This window comes from Kitasatospora sp. NPDC051914, assembly GCF_040680995.1.
Classification (GTDB): Bacteria; Actinomycetota; Actinomycetes; order Streptomycetales; family Streptomycetaceae; genus Kitasatospora.
In genome coordinates this window covers 121,971-137,178 of record NZ_JBFAXX010000006.1, presented here as the reverse complement: position 1 = coordinate 137,178, position 15,208 = coordinate 121,971, and the positions used below count along the sequence as shown (strand labels likewise).

Below are 15,208 nucleotides of genomic sequence, written 5' to 3'. Positions count from 1 at the left end.
ATTCGGATGCGGGTCGTCCGACGGACCAGGGCTTGGCCCGTACTGCTGTGACGCCCGTTCCCGGATTGCGCAGTTCCCCGCGCCCCTGGGTTCGCCCCCCGTGCCCCTGATTGCTTCCGGTCAGTCCTCCGGGTAGCGGCGGGGGGTCCAGACGACTTCGGTGTCGTTGCCGCGGCGGACCAGGCGGGTCTGGGAGGAGCCGATGAGCAGCAGGGTGCGCATGTCGACCTGGGCGGGGTCGAGGTCGGCCAGGCGGACGGTGCGGACGCGTTCGGTGGGGCCGCCGACGTCGCGCGCCATCACCACCGGGGTGTCGGCGGCGCGGTACTCCAGCATCAGGTCGCGGGCCCGGCCGACCTGGGTGGTGCGGGAGTTGGAGCCGGGGTTGTACAGCGCCAGGACCAGGTCGGCCTCGGCGGCGGCGCGCAGCCGGCGGGCGATGACCTCCCAGGGCTTGAGCCGGTCGGAGAGCGAGACCACGGCGTAGTCGTGGCCGAGCGGGGCGCCGGCGCGGGAGGCGGCGGCGTGCGCGGCGGTCATGCCGGGCAGCACCCGGACGGGCACCTCGCGGTACGGGTCCTCGCCGGCCGCCTCCAGGACGGCGGTGGCCATCGCGAAGACGCCCGGGTCGCCGGAGGAGACGACCGCGACCCGGCGGCCGCGGCGGGCCAGGTCGAGGGCGAACTCGGCGCGCACGGACTCGACCTTGTTGTCGGAGCCGTGCCGGACCTGGCCGGGGCGGACGGGCACCCGGTCCAGGTAGGTGGTGTAGCCGACCAGGTCGGTGGCGGCGGCGAGGGCGCCGCGGGCCTCCGGGGTGAGCCAGAGCGGGCCGGCCGGTCCGGTGCCGACGACCACGACCTCGCCGGGCCCGGTCGGCTCGGGGAGTTCGAGCGGCGCGACCTTGCTGGGCAGCACGGCCACCGAGAAGTACGGGACGGTGTCGGCCTCGATCGCGGCGAGCGGCTCGGTGCGCTCGCCGTCCATGAAGGCGCGCTCGACGTACTGCGCGTCGTCGAGCCGGCCGGCCCGTTCCAGGGCGCGGCGGACGGCGGGGAAGGTCCGGCCGAGCTTCATGATCACGGCGGAGTCGGCGGCGGCGATCCTGGCGGTCAGCTCCTCCTCCGGCAGGGTGCCGGGGATGATCGTCAGGGTCTCCTCGGCCTCCACCAGGGCGGTGCCGAGCCGGGCCGCGGCGGCGCTGACCGAGGTCACACCGGGCACCACCTCGGTCGGGTAGCGGTGCGCGAGGCGCTTGTGCATGTGCTGGTACGAGCCGTAGAACAGCGGGTCGCCCTCGGCGAGCACGACGACGTTCCGGCCGGCGTCCAGGTGCGCGGCGAGCCGGGCGGACGCCTCCTCGTAGAAGTCGTCCAGGGCTCCGCGGTAGCCGCCCGGGTGGTCGGTGGTCTCCACGGTGATCGGGTAGACCAGCTTCTCCTCGATCTGGCCGCCGGTCAGGTACCGGTCGGCGATCGAGCGGGCGATGGAACGGCCGTGCCGGGCGCTGTGGTAGGCCACCACGTCGGCCTTGCCGATGAGTTCGGCGGCGCGGACGGTGACCAGCGAGGGGTCGCCGGGGCCTAGGCCGACGCCGTACAGCCGGCCGGTCTGCTGCTCGGTCACTCTTCCTCACTCGCAATCGCGTTGATCGCGGCGGCGGCGATCGCGCTGCCGCCGCGCCGGCCGCGCACCACCAGGTGCTCCAGGCCGGACGGGTGCTCGGCCAGGGCCTGCTTGGACTCGGCGGCGCCGATGAAGCCGACCGGCACACCGATCACCGCGGCCGGGCGGGGTGCGCCCGCCTCGATCATCTCCAGCAGCCGGAACAGCGAGGTGGGCGCGTTGCCGACGGCCACCACGGCGCCCTCGAGGCGGGGCAGCCACAGCTCCATGGCGGCGGCGCTGCGGGTGTTGCCCGTCTTCTGCGCGAGCTCCGGCACCGACGGGTCGGTGAGGGTGCAGATCACCTCGTTGTCGGCGGGCAGCCTCTTGCGGGTGACGCCACTGGCCACCATGTTGACGTCGCAGAGGATCGGCGCACCGGCGTGCAGCGCCTTGCGGGCCGAGGCGACCACGCCGGGCGAGTACAGCAGGTCCTCGACCAGGTCGGTCATGCCGCAGGCGTGGATCATCCGCACCGCGACCTGGGAGACGTCGGCGGGCAGGGCGGCCAGGTCGGCCTCGGCCCGGATGGTGGCAAAGGACTGCCGGTAGATGGCCGCGCCGTCCTTCTCGTACTCGATCACATGGTCCTCCGGGCTTCGGCCACTGCCTCGGCCATCTCTTCCGTCGTCACATCCACTGCCGTCACATCCGTGGGCGGGGCCGGTGTCCCGACCGGCGCCACCCGGTAGCCCTGCCCGGTGGCGAGCACATCCACCCATCGGCCTGCGGGGTGGCCGCAGCGCCGCTCGCAGCCCGACCAGTGCACCCGCAGTCCCGCGGCGGGGGCGGCAGTCAGGGCCCGGGCCGCGTCGGCCCGGACGTCGGCCAGCGACTTGGCGCAGCCGGGCAGCCCGGTGCAGGCGCTCGCGCCGTCCCAGGCGGTGCCGGCGGCGGTCCGGAAGCCGGCGGCCTCCAGGTCGGGCAGCCGCGCGGCGGACGCACCGGGCAGCACGACCCCGCGCCACGGGGTGAGCCGCAGCTCTCCCTCGGCGGCGTCGGCCAGCACCCGCCACTGCGCGAGCGAGGCCCGGCCGAAGCGCAGGCCGACCGCCAGACCGCCGGGGAGCGAGCCGAGCTGCGGAGGCGCCGCGGCGAAGACCGGCAGCTCCGCCGGGCCTGCCGGCAGCAGGTCGGGCACCTCCCGCAGGTGCCAGGCGCTGCGGCCGGCGGCGCGCAGCGCGTCCAGGAACTCGCGGGCGGCGGCCAGTGCGGCGGCCACCGCCCGGTCGGCCGGGACGGGCCGTGCGGTCGCCGCCCGGCCGAGGCGCAGCAGGGCGGTGCCGTCCGGGCCTGCGACCAATGTCACATCGGCGTCCAGCGCGGCCACGTCGCCGCGCCCGTCGTCCAGGGCGAAGAGGAACTTGCCGGAGAGGGCGGTCGCCCAGGGGCTTGCGCAGAGCGCGGCGTCCAGCTCGCGCGCCCAGGCCCGGACGTCGGCGTGACCGTCGGAGGGGCCCGGCGAGGCGACGATGTTGCGGACGCGTTCGTGGGTGTCGGAGGGCAGCAGCCCGACGGCCCGCAGCCGCTCGGCGAGTTCGGCGCCGCAGCCCGAAGCCAGGCCCCGCAGTTGGACGTTGCCGCGCGAGGTGATCTCCGGCTCGCCGTCGCCGAGCGCCGCAGCGGCCTCGGCCAGTGCGAGCGCCTGACGTCCCGTCAGCAGGCCGCCGGGGAGTCGGATGCGGGCGAGGCCGCCGTCGTCGGCGGTGTGCAGGCGAAGGGCCCCCGGACAGGCGTCCGACCGGCCCCGGTCGGGCACGGCGGAGCCCGCCCCGGTGGCGTCGGGTGTCGGTGGCATGGCGGCGAGCATACAGATTGTCCGACCGCCCGCCCCGTCGTCCGGATCACAGTCCGCATGCTGTCCCGCGGCCGCGCGCCACCCCGTACGATGCTGCCGGGCGGTCCGCGAGGCCCGCCCGACGCCAGCGACGGCAAGCGGAGGAAACCGGTGCAAATCCGGTGCGGTCCCGCCACTGTAACCACGGCTCAGCGCCGTGGAGCCAGGAACTCCCGCCGTCCTCCACCAGCCCGGGGCGCGGACCCCGAGGAAGGCCCGACCTGTGCGCTGCCGCATGCCCGGCTCCGCCGTCCCGCCCGGACGCGCCGAGTCGCCGCCCGCCGTCCCGTCGACCACGACGGCGGGCCGCCGCACCCCTCGCACCGCACACCGCTCCGCCCCGCACACCGGGCTGCCGTCCACCGCCCTGGTGCACCGCAGCACGCCCCGGAACACCGACCAGGCCGGGAGGCCCTCCGCATGATCCTGCTGCTGTCGACCTCCGACACCGACCTGCTGAGCGCCCGCGCCTCGCAGGGCCCCGTCCGCTACCGGCTCGGCAACCCGGCCCGGCTCACCGCCGAGGACCTGCCCGCGCTCGTCGAGGGCACCGACCTGGTCGTCGTCCGCCTGCTCGGCGGCCGCCGCGCCTGGGAGGACGGCCTGGAGGCGCTGCTCGCCGGCCCCCGCCCGGTCGTCGTGCTGACGGGCGAGCAGGCGCCGGACGCCCAGCTGATGGAGCTGTCCACCGTCCCGGCCGGCATCGCCGCCGAGGCCCACGCCTACCTCGCGCACGGCGGCCCGGCCAACCTCGCCGAACTCGGCGCCTTCCTCTCCGACACCGTGCTGCTCACCGGCCACGGCTTCGCCCCGCCCGCCTCGGCCCCGGCCTGGGGCCCGCTGGAGCGTCGGGCCCGCACCTCGGACGGCCCGCTGGTCGCCGTGCTCTACTACCGCGCCCACCACATGAGCGGGAACACCGCCTTCGTCGAGACGCTGTGCAGCGCGATCGAGGACGAGGGCGGCCGCGCGCTGCCGCTGTACTGCTCCTCGCTGCGCGGCGCCGAGCCCGAACTGCTCGCCGAACTCGGCAGGGCCGACGCCATTGTCACCACCGTGCTCGCCGCGGGCGGCACCCGCCCGGCCGACGCCCAGGCCGGCGGTGACGAGGAGGCCTGGGACGCGGGCGCGCTCGCCGCCCTCGACCGGCCGATCCTGCAGGCGCTCTGCCTGACCTGGTCGCGCTCGCAGTGGGAGGCGAGCGACGACGGCCTCTCCCCGCTGGACACCGCCACCCAGGTCGCCGTCCCCGAGTTCGACGGCCGCCTGATCACCGTGCCGTTCTCCTTCAAGGAGCTGGACGAGGACGGCCTGACCGTCTACCGCGCCGACGCCGAGCGCGCCGCCCGGGTCGCCGGCATCGCCGTCCGGCACGCCCGGCTGCGCCACACCCCGGCCGCCGAACGCCGCCTCGCCCTGGTGCTGTCCGCCTACCCGACCAAGCACGCCCGGGTCGGCAACGCGGTCGGCCTGGACACCCCGGCCAGCGCGATGCGCCTGCTGCACCGCCTCCGCGAGGAGGGCATGGACCTGGGCACCGACCTGCCGGGCCTGGACACGGCCTCCGCCTCGCACGAGGGCGACGAGCTGATCCACGCGCTGATCGCGGCCGGTGGCTACGACCAGGACTGGCTGACGGAGGACCAGCTCGCCCGCAACCCCGTCCGCATCCCGGCCGCCGACTACCGCCGCTGGTACGCGACGCTGCCGCAGGGCCTGCGCGAGCAGGTCGAGGAGCACTGGGGGCCGGCGCCCGGCGAGCTGTACGTCGACCGTTCGCAGAACCCGGACGGCGACATCGTGCTCGCCGCGATCCGCTCCGGGAACCTCCTCGTCCTCATCCAGCCGCCGCGCGGCTTCGGCGAGAACCCGGTCGCGATCTACCACGACCCCGACCTGCCGCCCAGCCACCACTACCTGGCCGCGTACCGCTGGATCGCCGCCGCGCAGGAGGACGGCGGCTTCGGCGCCCACGCCGTGATCCACCTCGGCAAGCACGGCAACCTGGAGTGGCTGCCCGGCAAGACCGCCGCGCTCTCCGCCGAGTGCGGCCCGGACGCCGTCCTCGGCGACCTGCCGCTGATCTACCCCTTCCTGGTCAACGACCCGGGCGAGGGCACCCAGGCCAAGCGCCGCGCCCACGCCACCCTGGTCGACCACCTCGTCCCGCCGATGGCCCGCGCCGACTCGTACGGCGACATCGCGCGCCTGGAGCAGCTGCTCGACGAGTACTCCACCATCGCCGCGATGGACCCGGCGAAGCTGCCCGCGATCCGTGCCCAGATCTGGACGCTCATCCAGGCCGCCCGGCTCGACCACGACCTCGGCCTCGACGAGCGGCCCGAGGACGACGGCTTCGACGACTTCCTGCTGCACGTCGACGGCTGGCTCTGCGAGGTCAAGGACGCGCAGATCCGCGACGGCCTGCACGTCCTCGGCCAGGCGCCGGCCGGCACCGACCGGGTCAACATCGTGCTCGCCATCCTGCGCGCCCGGCAGATCTGGGGCGGCGTCAGCGCGCTCCCCGGCCTGCGCGAGGCGCTCGGCCTGGACGAGGCCGCGCTCACCCTCGGCGCCACCGACGCGGCCGAGGCGCAGGCCCGCGCCCTGGTCGAGGCGATGGAGGCCGAGGACTGGGCGCCCGAGGCGGTCGAGAAGGTCGCCGCCGGGCACCCCGACGCCGTCCGCGAGGTGCTCGCCTTCGCCGCCACCCAGGTGGTGCCGCGGCTGACCGCGACCACCGACGAGCTGGACTCCGTGCTGCACGCGCTGAACGGCGGCTTCGTCCCCGCCGGGCCCTCCGGCTCGCCGCTGCGCGGCCTGGTCAACGTGCTGCCGACCGGCCGCAACTTCTACTCCGTCGACCCCAAGGCCATCCCCAGCCGGCTCGCCTGGGAGACCGGCCAGGCCCTCGCCGCCTCGCTGGTCGAGCGGTACCGGGCCGACAACGACGGCGCCTGCCCGCCCTCCGTCGGCCTCTCGCTGTGGGGCACCAGCGCGATGCGGACCGCCGGCGACGACATCGCCGAGGCCTTCGCCCTGCTCGGCATCCGCCCGGTCTGGGACGACGCCTCGCGCCGGGTCACCGGCCTGGAGGCGATCGGGCTGGAGGAGCTCGGCCGCCCCCGGATCGACGTCACGCTGCGGATCTCCGGCTTCTTCCGGGACGCCTTCCCGCACGTGGTCGCGCTGCTCGACGACGCGGTGCGGCTCGCCGCGCAGCAGGAGGAGGCGGACGCCGACAACTACGTCCGCGCCCACGTGCAGGCCGACCTCGCCGAGCACGGCGACGAGCGGCGGGCCACCGTCCGGGTCTTCGGCTCCCGCCCGGGCACCTACGGCGCCGGTCTGCTCCAGCTCATCGACAGCCGGGACTGGCGCACCGACGCCGACCTCGCCGAGGTCTACACGGTGTGGGGCGGCTACGCCTACGGCCGCGACCTCAACGGGCGCCCGGCCCGGGAGGAGATGGAGAGCGCCTACCGGCGGATCACCGTCGCCGCCAAGAACACCGACACCCGCGAGCACGACATCGCCGACTCGGACGACTACTTCCAGTACCACGGAGGCATGGTCGCCACCGTCCGTGCCCTCACCGGCAAGAACCCGGCCGCCTACATCGGCGACTCCACCCGGCCGGAGACCGTCCGCACCCGGACGCTGACCGAGGAGGCGGCCCGGGTCTTCCGCGCCCGGGTGGTCAACCCGCGGTGGATGGAGGCCATGCGGCGGCACGGGTACAAGGGCGCCTTCGAGATGGCCGCCACCGTCGACTACCTCTTCGGCTACGACGCCACCACCGGTGTGGTCGCCGACTGGATGTACGAGAAGCTCACCGAGGAGTACGTCCTCGACCCGGTCAACCGGGAGTTCCTCTCCGAGGCCAACCCGTGGGCGCTGCACGGCATCAGCGAGCGCCTGCTGGAGGCCGCCGACCGCGGTATGTGGGCCGAGCCCGACGAGCGCCTGCTCGACGAGCTCCGCGCCGCCTACCTCGAGACCGAGGGCGACCTCGAAGCCGAGAGCTGAGGCAGCCCCGCAGGGGCGACCGGACACGCGGGACGGACCCCGGTGGTCGCCCCTGCGCGTTCGGGGTTCGGCGGGGCCGCCGGTGCATACGATCTCCGCATGACGTTGCGCTCGGCGTTGTCGCGACCCGCCCGGTGGTACTCCCTTGCGGCCGGCGGGTTGCCGGTGCTGGCGTTCCCCGGGGCGGGTCAGGCGTGGCTGGCGTGGGTGGCGCTGGTGCCGGGGATGCTGCTGATGCAGCGGGCGCCGGGCGGCCGCGAGGCGGCGGTGCGGGGCTGGTGGTTCGGGGCCGGGTTCATCCTGGTCGGGATGTACTGGCTGGTGCCGTCGATCGGGCCCGCGCTGCTGCCGCTGGCGGTGGTGTTCGGCGTGCTGCAGGCGGCGTTCGGCTTCGCGGTGTGGCGGCTGCTGCACGGCGGGGTCGGCCCGGGCCGGGCGTCGGCGGCGCTGGTGGTGGTGCCTGCGGTGTGGGTGTGCTGCGAGTTCGCCCGGTCGTGGCATGCGCTGGGCGGACCGTGGGCGCTGCTGGGGGCGAGCCAGTGGGAGCATCCGGCGGTGCTGGCGCTGGCCTCGGTCGGCGGGGTGTGGCTGGTCAGCGCAGTGGTGGTGGCGTGCAACACGGCGGTGGTACTGCTGTGCTCGGCGCGGTTGCGGGTGCTGCCGGTGGTTGCGGTGGCACTCTGCCTGGCGGTCGGCCCGGTGCTGTTCGCGCTGCTGCCGCCGCCCGCGCCGGGCGGTACGGCGACGGTGGCGCTGGTACAGCCGGGCCAGACGCCGGACGAGGTGTCCCGACTGGCGGCGAGCCTGCGGATCACCCGTGGTCTGGCGGGGCAGCCGGTGGATCTGGTGGTGTGGGGCGAGAGCAGTACGACCGCCGATCTGGACCGGGACACGGCGGTGCTGGGCGAGCTGCGGGCACTGTCGGCGGGCACGGGTGCCGACCTGCTGGTGGGCGAGGACGCGCGCAAGGCCGACGGCCGGATCTCCAAGGACGCGGTGCTGGTCACCCCGGAGGGTGTCCAGGCCCGCTACCGGAAGATCCGGCTGGTGCCGTTCGGCGAGTACATCCCGTTCCGTTCGGCGCTGGGCTGGATCGCCGGGGTGAGCAAGGCCGCGGGCGAGAACCGGGCGCCGGGTGCCGGGTTCCGGCTGCTGCCGGCGACCGACCGGGGCGGCGCCCCGCTGCCGGTCGGGGTGCTGATCTGCTTCGAGTCGGCGTTCCCGGACATGTCGCGGCAGGCCGCCCGGGACGGCGCCCCGCTGATCGTGTACCAGTCGGCGACGTCGACGTTCCAGGACACCTGGGCGCCGGCGCAGCACGCCTCACTGGGGGCGCTGCGGGCGGCGGAGACCGGCCGCCCGGTGGTGCAGGCGGCGCTGACGGGCGAGTCCGTGGCGTACGACCGGCAGGGCCGTCGGCTGGCCGGGCTGGGCACGGACGGCACGGGGGCGCTGGTCGTCCGGCTGCCGCTGGCCGAGCCGTCGGCGCTGACCTGGTACGACCGGCTGGGTGACTGGGTGCCGCTGGGGTCGGTGGTGGTGGCCGTTGCGGCCGGGGCCGTGGCGGTGGCCCGGCGGGGCCGCAGCGGTGGTGCGGCCTCCGCCGACGGGCCGTCGGCGGAGGCGGGGGCAGGGGCGGAGCGGCCGGCGGCGCGGGGCCGCGGCTGAGCCCGCTCAGGCGGTGGCGCCGCCGGCGACGTGGATGCCGAAGATCGCGCCCTGCGGGTCGTGCAGGACGGCGAGCCGGGGGCCGTCCGGCACGTCGGTCGGCGGGAGGACGACGGTGGCGCCGAGGACGGCGGCCCGTTCGGTGGTGGTGTCGACGTCGGCGACCGCGAAGTAGGGCATCCAGTAGGGCCCGGCGTCGGCCGGGAACTGGTCGGCCATGTCGGCCATGCCGCCGAACTCCCGTCCCGGCAGGCCCCACTGGGTGTACATCTCGCCGACGGTGACGCTCCAGCCGAAGACCCGCGGGTAGAACTCCTTGGCGCCGTGGGTGTCCCGGGTGGCGAGTTCGACCCAGCCGAGCGAGCCGGGCTCGTCGATCAGGGTGGTGCCGGCGAAGGAGCGGGCCTGCCAGATGCCGAAGGCGGCGCCGGACGGGTCGGCGGCGACCGCGAACCGGCCCAGGTCCAGGGCGTCGGCGGGCTCCGTCGTGATCCGCCCGCCGGCACCGCGGACGGCCGTTGCGGCGGCGTCGGCGTCGGCGACCGCGAAGGAGACCGTCCAGGTGGTGGGCTGTCCGGAACGCTGGACGGGGCTGAGCCCGGCGACCGGGTCGGTGCCCAGCATCATGAGGGTGTACCCGCCGGCCTCGGGCCGGGTGTCGACCTCGCTGCGCCAGCCGAAGGCTTCGCGGTAGAAGGCCTTGGAGCCCTCCGGGTCGACGGTGGAGAGTTCCACCCAGCAGGGTGCGCCGAGCGCGGCCTTGTCGATCCTCATCACTCCACCACCAGGACGAGTTTGCCGCGGGCGTGGCCGGACTCCACCTCGGCGAGCGCCTCGGCGGCGCGGGCGAGGGGGTAGGTCGCGGTGACCCGCGGGTCGAGGGCACCGGACTCGACCAGGGCGGCCAGTGCGGTGAGGACGTCGCCGACGGGGCTGCGCCGGACGACGGGGCTGCCGCCGAGGGCGGCCGCCGTGTCGGGGTCGGCGGTGGACACCAGCCGGCTGCGGTCGGCGAGGACGGCGGCGGCCTCCCGCAGGTCCTCCCCGCCGATCAGGTCGAGCAGGGCGTCGACGCCGTCGGGGGCGGCGGCGCGGATGCGGTCGGCGACGCCCTCGCCGTACCGCACCTGGGTGGCGCCGAACGACTCGACCCAGTCGCGGTTGCGGTCGGAGGCGGTGCCGACCACCTTGACGCCGCGGACCCGGGCGATCTGCGCGGCGGCGCTGCCGACGCCGCCCGCGATGCCGAGGACGAGCAGGGTGCGCCCGGGTTCCGGGGCGAGCTGGTCGACGGCGTCGTACGCGGTGGCGGCGGCCACCGGCAGGGCGGCCGCATCCGCGAAGCCCACCCCGGAGGGCTTGCGGGCCGCGGCACCGGCGTCCAGCAGGGTGTGCTCGGCGTACCCTCCGGCCGCCGCGATGCCGAACACCTCGTCGCCGGGGGCGAATCCCTCGACGCCGGCGCCCGTCTCCATGACGACGCCGGCCGCCTCGACGCCGAGTACGCGGGGCAGCGGCTGGTCGGTGCCGAACCAGCCGTTGCGGATCTTCCAGTCGGCCGGGTTGATGCCCGCGGCCCGTACGGCGATCAGCAGCCGGCCCGGCCCGGCGACGGGCACGGGCCGCTCCAGGAACTCCTGGTTCTCCGGGCCTCCGTAGGCCCGGAATCCGAACGCCTTCGACATGGTGCTCCCTCGGCTCGGCGACATCCCTCCGCCCAGCTTGCTGGGCGGACGGCCGGGACGGCCGGGAATGGTGGGCCGAACGGGCCGGGTTGTGAGGGAGGCGAACCCGGTTGTTCAAATTGGAACGACGGGGTACGGTCGGAGCCGACCACCCGGTTCGAATTTGAACCACTCACTGCCGGAGGCCGGCCATGCCGCAGACCGACACCGCCCGGACGCAGCTCCCCGGGCCCGCCACCGTCCGCTCCCGCGTCCGCATCCCGCTGGCGTTCCCGGACGGCTACCGGGTCGAGGCCGAGGTGTTCACCTTCCACGGCCTGGAGGACGGCGCCGAGCACCTCGCCCTCGCCCTCGGCGAGCCCGGCGGCACCCCGCTGGTGCGGCTGCACTCCGAGTGCCTGACCGGCGACGTCTTCGGCTCGGCCCGCTGCGACTGCGGCCCGCAGCTGCGCGAGTCGGTGGAGCGGATCGCCGAGGCCGGCGGCTACCTGCTGTACCTCCGCCAGGAGGGCCGCGGCATAGGCCTGTACAACAAGCTGGACGCCTACGCACTGCAGGACTCCGGCCTCGACACCTACCAGGCCAACACCGCGCTCGGCCTGCCCGAGGACGGCCGGGACTACACCGCCGCCGCCCAGATGCTCTCCACCCTCGGCGCGACCGGCATCCGGCTGCTGAGCAACAACCCGGACAAGGCCGGCCAGCTCTCCCGGCTCGGCATCGAGGTGGCCGAGCGGGTGCCGACCGGCGTCCACCTCTCCGAGAGCAACGTCCGCTACCTCCGCACCAAGGCCGACGGCACCGACCGCACGCTCGGGCACGGCATCGAGTTCCTGTCGCTGGGCGCCTGACCGCATCACCCGATCGGCGCAGGGGGCGCGCGGCGGGCGGGGCGGCGTGGAAGCGTCGGGCGGTGGGCCGCGCCATCCGTCGCTGCACCCCCGCCGCGCGGCCCCGCCGGGTCCCCCACCCGGCGCGGACCGACCCGGGAGAGCGCCCGTGGACACCGACTCCCTCACCGCCGACACACTGCGCGACCTGCGCAGCGCCCGGCCGTACCCCGCCGTCTCGCTGACCATGCCGACGCATCGCCGCGAGCCGGACAACGCCCAGGACGCCGTGCGGCTGAGAAACCTCCTCGCCGAGGCCGAACGGCGGATCGACGCCGACCCGGAGGCCTCCCGGCAGGACCGCATCGACCTGCACAAGCAGCTGGAGCGGGCGGTCGCCGAGGTCGATCTGCGGCACTCCCTGGACGGCCTGGTGCTGTACGCGACCACCGCCGAGCACCAGGTCTGGAACCTGCCCCGCGAGGTGCCCGAGCGGGTCGTGCTGAGCGACACCTTCCTGACCCGCAACCTGGTCGCCGCCAAGGCCCAGGAACGCCCCTACTGGGTGCTGGCGGTGGCCGCCGGCCGGGCCACGCTGTGGAGCGGCGCCGGGCAGGCGCTGCACGAGCACGAGGCGGACGGCTTCCCGATGGAGGCGGAGGGCGTGGACTGGGACGTCCAGCGCGAGGAGCGCGTGGGTGACTCGCCCAGCACCTTCCGCGACGAGGAGACGCTGCGCTTCCTGCGCACGGTGGACACCGCGCTCGGCACCGTCCTCGGCGCCGACCGGCGGCCGCTCTTCCTGGTGGGCCTGGCGCAGGCGGTGTCGGTGCTGCAGGAGGTCGGCACCGCGGCCGGCACCGCCGTCGCGACCGTCCTCAAGGGCGGCCTCACCGACGGCCCCGACCGCGTGCTGCTCCAGGAACTCGCCCCGGCCATGGCCCAGTTCGCCGCCCACGAGTCCGACCGGGTGGGCACCGCGCTGGACGCGGCGCGCAGCCGCAAGGCCTTCGCGGCCGGCCTGGACGAGGTCTGGGAGGCGGTCAGCGAGGGACGGGTCGAGATGGTCGCGGTCGAGGAGCACTTCCAGCGGACGGTGAAGGTCACCGACGGCCACCTCTCCCCCGTGGAGGACGCATCGGCCGGCGGCTGGGAGGAGGGCGTCCGCGAGGACATCGTGGACGAGCTCGTGGAGGCCGCCCTGGACAAGGGCGCCGAGGTGGTGTTCCTGCCCGACGAGCAGCTCAGCGGGCACGACCGGATCGCCGCCGTGCTCCGCTACTGACGCTCCCGCGCCCCGTCCGGCCCCCGGCCCGCGCGAGCGGTGCCGGGGGCCGCGCCACTCCCCGGCCGGAGCATTCCTGCGCGCGGCGCGCCCGGCGGCGCCGGAGGCTGGACGAGTTGTGACCCCCACGAGTTGTGATCCCCACGAGTTGTGACCCCTACGAGTCGTGACCTCCGGCAGAGCACCCCAGGAGCAGCCATGTCCCCGCACTCCCGTCTGCGCTCCCTCACCGGGCCGACCGCCAGGGCCGGCGCGATCCTCGCCGCGGCTGCCGTGCTGACCGCAACGGCCGCGGCCTGCAGCTCGGAGAAGACGAAGGGCGGGATCAGCCCGGCCGTGGTCTCGGCGGCCTCCGAGGCCTCCCGGCACGCCGCCTCCGCGGCCGCCGAGGCCTCCGAACTGGCGGGCGAGGAGGCCTCCTCCGCCGCCTCGAACGCCGCCGCGCTGATCTCGCAGGCCGCCTCGGCCCGGGCCGCCTCCGCCTCGGCCGCCGCGGCCTCGCTGGAGTCCCGGGCGGCGGCCTTCGAGTCCTCGGTGTCGGCGCAGATCTCGGCCGCCCGGCAGAGCGCGAGCGCCGCCCTGAGCGGCGTCCCGGGCACCGGCAACGCGATCGGCGACGTCACACTGACCGGAATTCCGACCACGGCCACCGACGGCTATCCGGCCGCCACCGTCACCATCACCAACTCGACCTCGCAGAAGGCGAACTACGCCGTCCAGGTGGACTTCCTCGACTCCTCGGGCGCCACCGTGGAGACGGTCGTGGTCGGCACCACCGGGGTCGCACCCGGCGAGCGGCGCACGGTGCTGGCGCACGGCGACCAGAAGGTCGACGCGGCCAACGCCAAGGTCGCCCGGGCGCAGCGGTACTGAACAGGCCGTCTCCGGGCCGGGGTGCCGGGCGGACGGCCCCGCCGCATCCTGGATCGGGGGGTTCTTCCACGCCGGAGGTGGCCACTCATGCAGGGACGAGGCACTGGGGACCTGGAGGCCGTCGTGATCGGCGCCGGCCCGTACGGGCTGGCGGCGGCGGCGCACCTGCGGGGCGCCGGGGTGCCCTTCCGCGTGTTCGGCGATCCGATGGCGGGCTGGCGTGAGGGGATGCCCGCGGGGATGCTCCTCAAGTCGACGCCGCGGGCCTCCTGCATCTCCGACCCGTCGGGCCGGTACGGGTTCAACGACTTCCGCACCCGCTCCGGCCGAGGCCCGGTCGGCGACACGTACCCGATCCCGCTGGACGAGTTCGTCGAGTACGGCGAGTGGTTCCAGCGGCAGCGGGTGCCCGAGCTGGAGCCGACGCGGGTCACCGGGGTCGAGGGCGCGCCGATCGGTTTCCGGGTGTACCTGGAGGGCGGCGAGACGGTGACGGCCCGCTCGGTGGTGGTGGCCGCAGGGCTGCGGCCCTTCGCCCACACGCCGCCGGAACTCGCCGCCCTGGCGGGAACGGACCTGTGCTCGCACACCAGTGAGCACGCCGACCTGGCGAAGTTCGCGGGGCAGCGGGTGGCGGTGGTGGGGGCCGGTCAGTCGGCCCTGGAGAGCGCGGCCCTGCTGCACGAGGCGGGGGCCTTCCCCACCGTGGTGGTGCGCGGTCCCCGGCTGGTGTTCGGTGAAACGCCGGACGCCGACCTGCCGTCCACCCGCCCGCTCACCGCCCGGGTGGCCAAGCCGTCCAGCGGGCTCGGCCCGGGGTGGGGGCTGCGGGCCTACTCCGACATCCCGTGGGCCTTCCGGTTCCTGCCGGACGAGGCACGGGCCGTCCGGGTCCGCCGGGTGCTGGGGCCGGCCGGCGCCTGGTGGCTGCAGGACCGGGTGGACGGGCGGTTCCCGGTGCTCACCGGGCATCCGCTGGCGGCGGCCGAGGCGGTCGACGGCACCGTCCGGCTGAGCCTCGAAGGCCCGACCGAACTCCTGGAGGCGGACCACGTCCTGGCGGCCACCGGCTACCGGGCGGACGTGGCACGGCTGGAGTTCCTGGACGAGGGTCTGCGGCGGGCCGTACGCCGGACGGCGGCCGGGGCGCCGCGGCTGACCTCGGGCTTCGAATCCTCCGTCCCCGGCCTGTACTTCGCCGGGCTGGCGGCGGCGGACACCTTCGGCCCTGTGATGCGGTTCGTCGTCGGCACCCGCTTCGCGGCCCGGCGGATCGGCCGTCACATCGCCGCCTAGGACGACCGCCGGGGTGCGCGGAACCGCGCGTTCCCCGCAC

Annotated in this window: 12 protein-coding genes and 1 riboswitch; of the genes, 7 read left to right on the top strand and 5 right to left on the bottom strand. The window is 75.5% G+C overall.

All coding sequences use genetic code 11. The annotated features are described in order from the left end of the window. Positions 1-120: 120 nt before the first annotated feature. From AB0M03_RS06540 to AB0M03_RS06530, 3 genes are read right to left on the bottom strand one after another with little or no spacing between them, the layout of a single operon-like run. The gene (locus AB0M03_RS06540; RefSeq protein WP_363489098.1) at positions 121-1,626 is read right to left on the bottom strand and encodes a precorrin-2 C(20)-methyltransferase; all 1,506 of its coding nucleotides are present in this window, start codon (positions 1,624-1,626) and stop codon (positions 121-123) included. Next, complete coding sequence (locus AB0M03_RS06535; protein WP_363489096.1) at positions 1,623-2,249, bottom strand: precorrin-8X methylmutase; 627 nt, start codon at positions 2,247-2,249, stop codon at positions 1,623-1,625. The genes AB0M03_RS06540 and AB0M03_RS06535 overlap by 4 nt, the downstream gene beginning before the upstream one ends. Then, positions 2,246-3,463: a hypothetical protein gene (locus AB0M03_RS06530; RefSeq protein WP_363489094.1), complete on the bottom strand. Its 1,218-nt coding sequence runs from the start codon at positions 3,461-3,463 to the stop codon at positions 2,246-2,248. The genes AB0M03_RS06535 and AB0M03_RS06530 overlap by 4 nt, the downstream gene beginning before the upstream one ends. 140 nt (positions 3,464-3,603) lie before the next feature. Further along, positions 3,604-3,675, top strand: a riboswitch (cobalamin riboswitch). A gap of 50 nt (positions 3,676-3,725) precedes the next feature. Between AB0M03_RS06530 and AB0M03_RS06525 the strand changes: the two genes are divergently transcribed. From AB0M03_RS06525 to lnt, 3 genes are all read left to right on the top strand, one after another. Then, positions 3,726-3,926, top strand: a complete 201-nt coding sequence (locus tag AB0M03_RS06525; protein ID WP_363489092.1) for a hypothetical protein — start codon at positions 3,726-3,728, stop codon at positions 3,924-3,926. Continuing rightward, the gene (gene cobN, locus AB0M03_RS06520; RefSeq protein WP_363489090.1) at positions 3,923-7,531 is read left to right on the top strand and encodes a cobaltochelatase subunit CobN; all 3,609 of its coding nucleotides are present in this window, start codon (positions 3,923-3,925) and stop codon (positions 7,529-7,531) included. Before AB0M03_RS06525 ends, cobN begins: the two co-directional genes overlap by 4 nt. A 99-nt stretch (positions 7,532-7,630) precedes the next feature. After that, positions 7,631-9,199 (top strand): apolipoprotein N-acyltransferase, encoded by a 1,569-nt coding sequence (lnt, locus tag AB0M03_RS06515; protein WP_363489088.1) that lies wholly within the window; start codon positions 7,631-7,633, stop codon positions 9,197-9,199. Positions 9,200-9,205: 6 nt separating this feature from the next. On the opposite strand, the gene AB0M03_RS06510 is transcribed toward lnt, so the two are convergent. Both AB0M03_RS06510 and AB0M03_RS06505 read right to left on the bottom strand, forming a co-directional pair. After that, positions 9,206-9,973, bottom strand: coding sequence for a VOC family protein (locus AB0M03_RS06510; RefSeq protein ID WP_363489086.1), 768 nt, complete (start codon positions 9,971-9,973; stop codon positions 9,206-9,208). Further along, positions 9,973-10,884 (bottom strand): NADP-dependent oxidoreductase, encoded by a 912-nt coding sequence (locus tag AB0M03_RS06505; protein WP_363489084.1) that lies wholly within the window; start codon positions 10,882-10,884, stop codon positions 9,973-9,975. The genes AB0M03_RS06510 and AB0M03_RS06505 overlap by 1 nt, the downstream gene beginning before the upstream one ends. A 191-nt stretch (positions 10,885-11,075) precedes the next feature. Between AB0M03_RS06505 and ribA the strand changes: the two genes are divergently transcribed. From ribA to AB0M03_RS06485, 4 genes are all read left to right on the top strand, one after another. After that, positions 11,076-11,735, top strand: a complete 660-nt coding sequence (ribA, locus tag AB0M03_RS06500) for a GTP cyclohydrolase II (protein ID WP_363489082.1) — start codon at positions 11,076-11,078, stop codon at positions 11,733-11,735. Positions 11,736-11,883: 148 nt separating this feature from the next. After that, positions 11,884-12,999: a chemotaxis protein gene (locus AB0M03_RS06495; RefSeq protein WP_363489080.1), complete on the top strand. Its 1,116-nt coding sequence runs from the start codon at positions 11,884-11,886 to the stop codon at positions 12,997-12,999. A 198-nt stretch (positions 13,000-13,197) separates the two neighbouring features. Further along, on the top strand, positions 13,198-13,872 hold the full coding sequence (locus AB0M03_RS06490) for an FxLYD domain-containing protein (RefSeq protein WP_363489078.1): 675 nt from the start codon (positions 13,198-13,200) through the stop codon (positions 13,870-13,872). An 87-nt stretch (positions 13,873-13,959) separates the two neighbouring features. After that, positions 13,960-15,168, top strand: a complete 1,209-nt coding sequence (locus tag AB0M03_RS06485; protein ID WP_363489076.1) for an NAD(P)-binding domain-containing protein — start codon at positions 13,960-13,962, stop codon at positions 15,166-15,168. Positions 15,169-15,208 lie beyond the last annotated feature (40 nt).

Bases quoted from the DNA above. Each gene is read 5' to 3' on its own strand.
- AB0M03_RS06530 (WP_363489094.1), bottom strand. From the start codon at position 3,463: ATGCCACCGACACCCGACGCCACCGGGGCGGGCTCCGCCGTGCCCGAC.
- cobN (WP_363489090.1), top strand. From the start codon at position 3,923: ATGATCCTGCTGCTGTCGACCTCCGACACCGACCTGCTGAGCGCCCGC.
- lnt (WP_363489088.1), top strand. From the start codon at position 7,631: ATGACGTTGCGCTCGGCGTTGTCGCGACCCGCCCGGTGGTACTCCCTT.
- AB0M03_RS06510 (WP_363489086.1), bottom strand. From the start codon at position 9,973: ATGAGGATCGACAAGGCCGCGCTCGGCGCACCCTGCTGGGTGGAACTC.
- AB0M03_RS06505 (WP_363489084.1), bottom strand. From the start codon at position 10,884: ATGTCGAAGGCGTTCGGATTCCGGGCCTACGGAGGCCCGGAGAACCAG.
- ribA (WP_363489082.1), top strand. From the start codon at position 11,076: ATGCCGCAGACCGACACCGCCCGGACGCAGCTCCCCGGGCCCGCCACC.
- AB0M03_RS06490 (WP_363489078.1), top strand. From the start codon at position 13,198: ATGTCCCCGCACTCCCGTCTGCGCTCCCTCACCGGGCCGACCGCCAGG.
- AB0M03_RS06485 (WP_363489076.1), top strand. From the start codon at position 13,960: ATGCAGGGACGAGGCACTGGGGACCTGGAGGCCGTCGTGATCGGCGCC.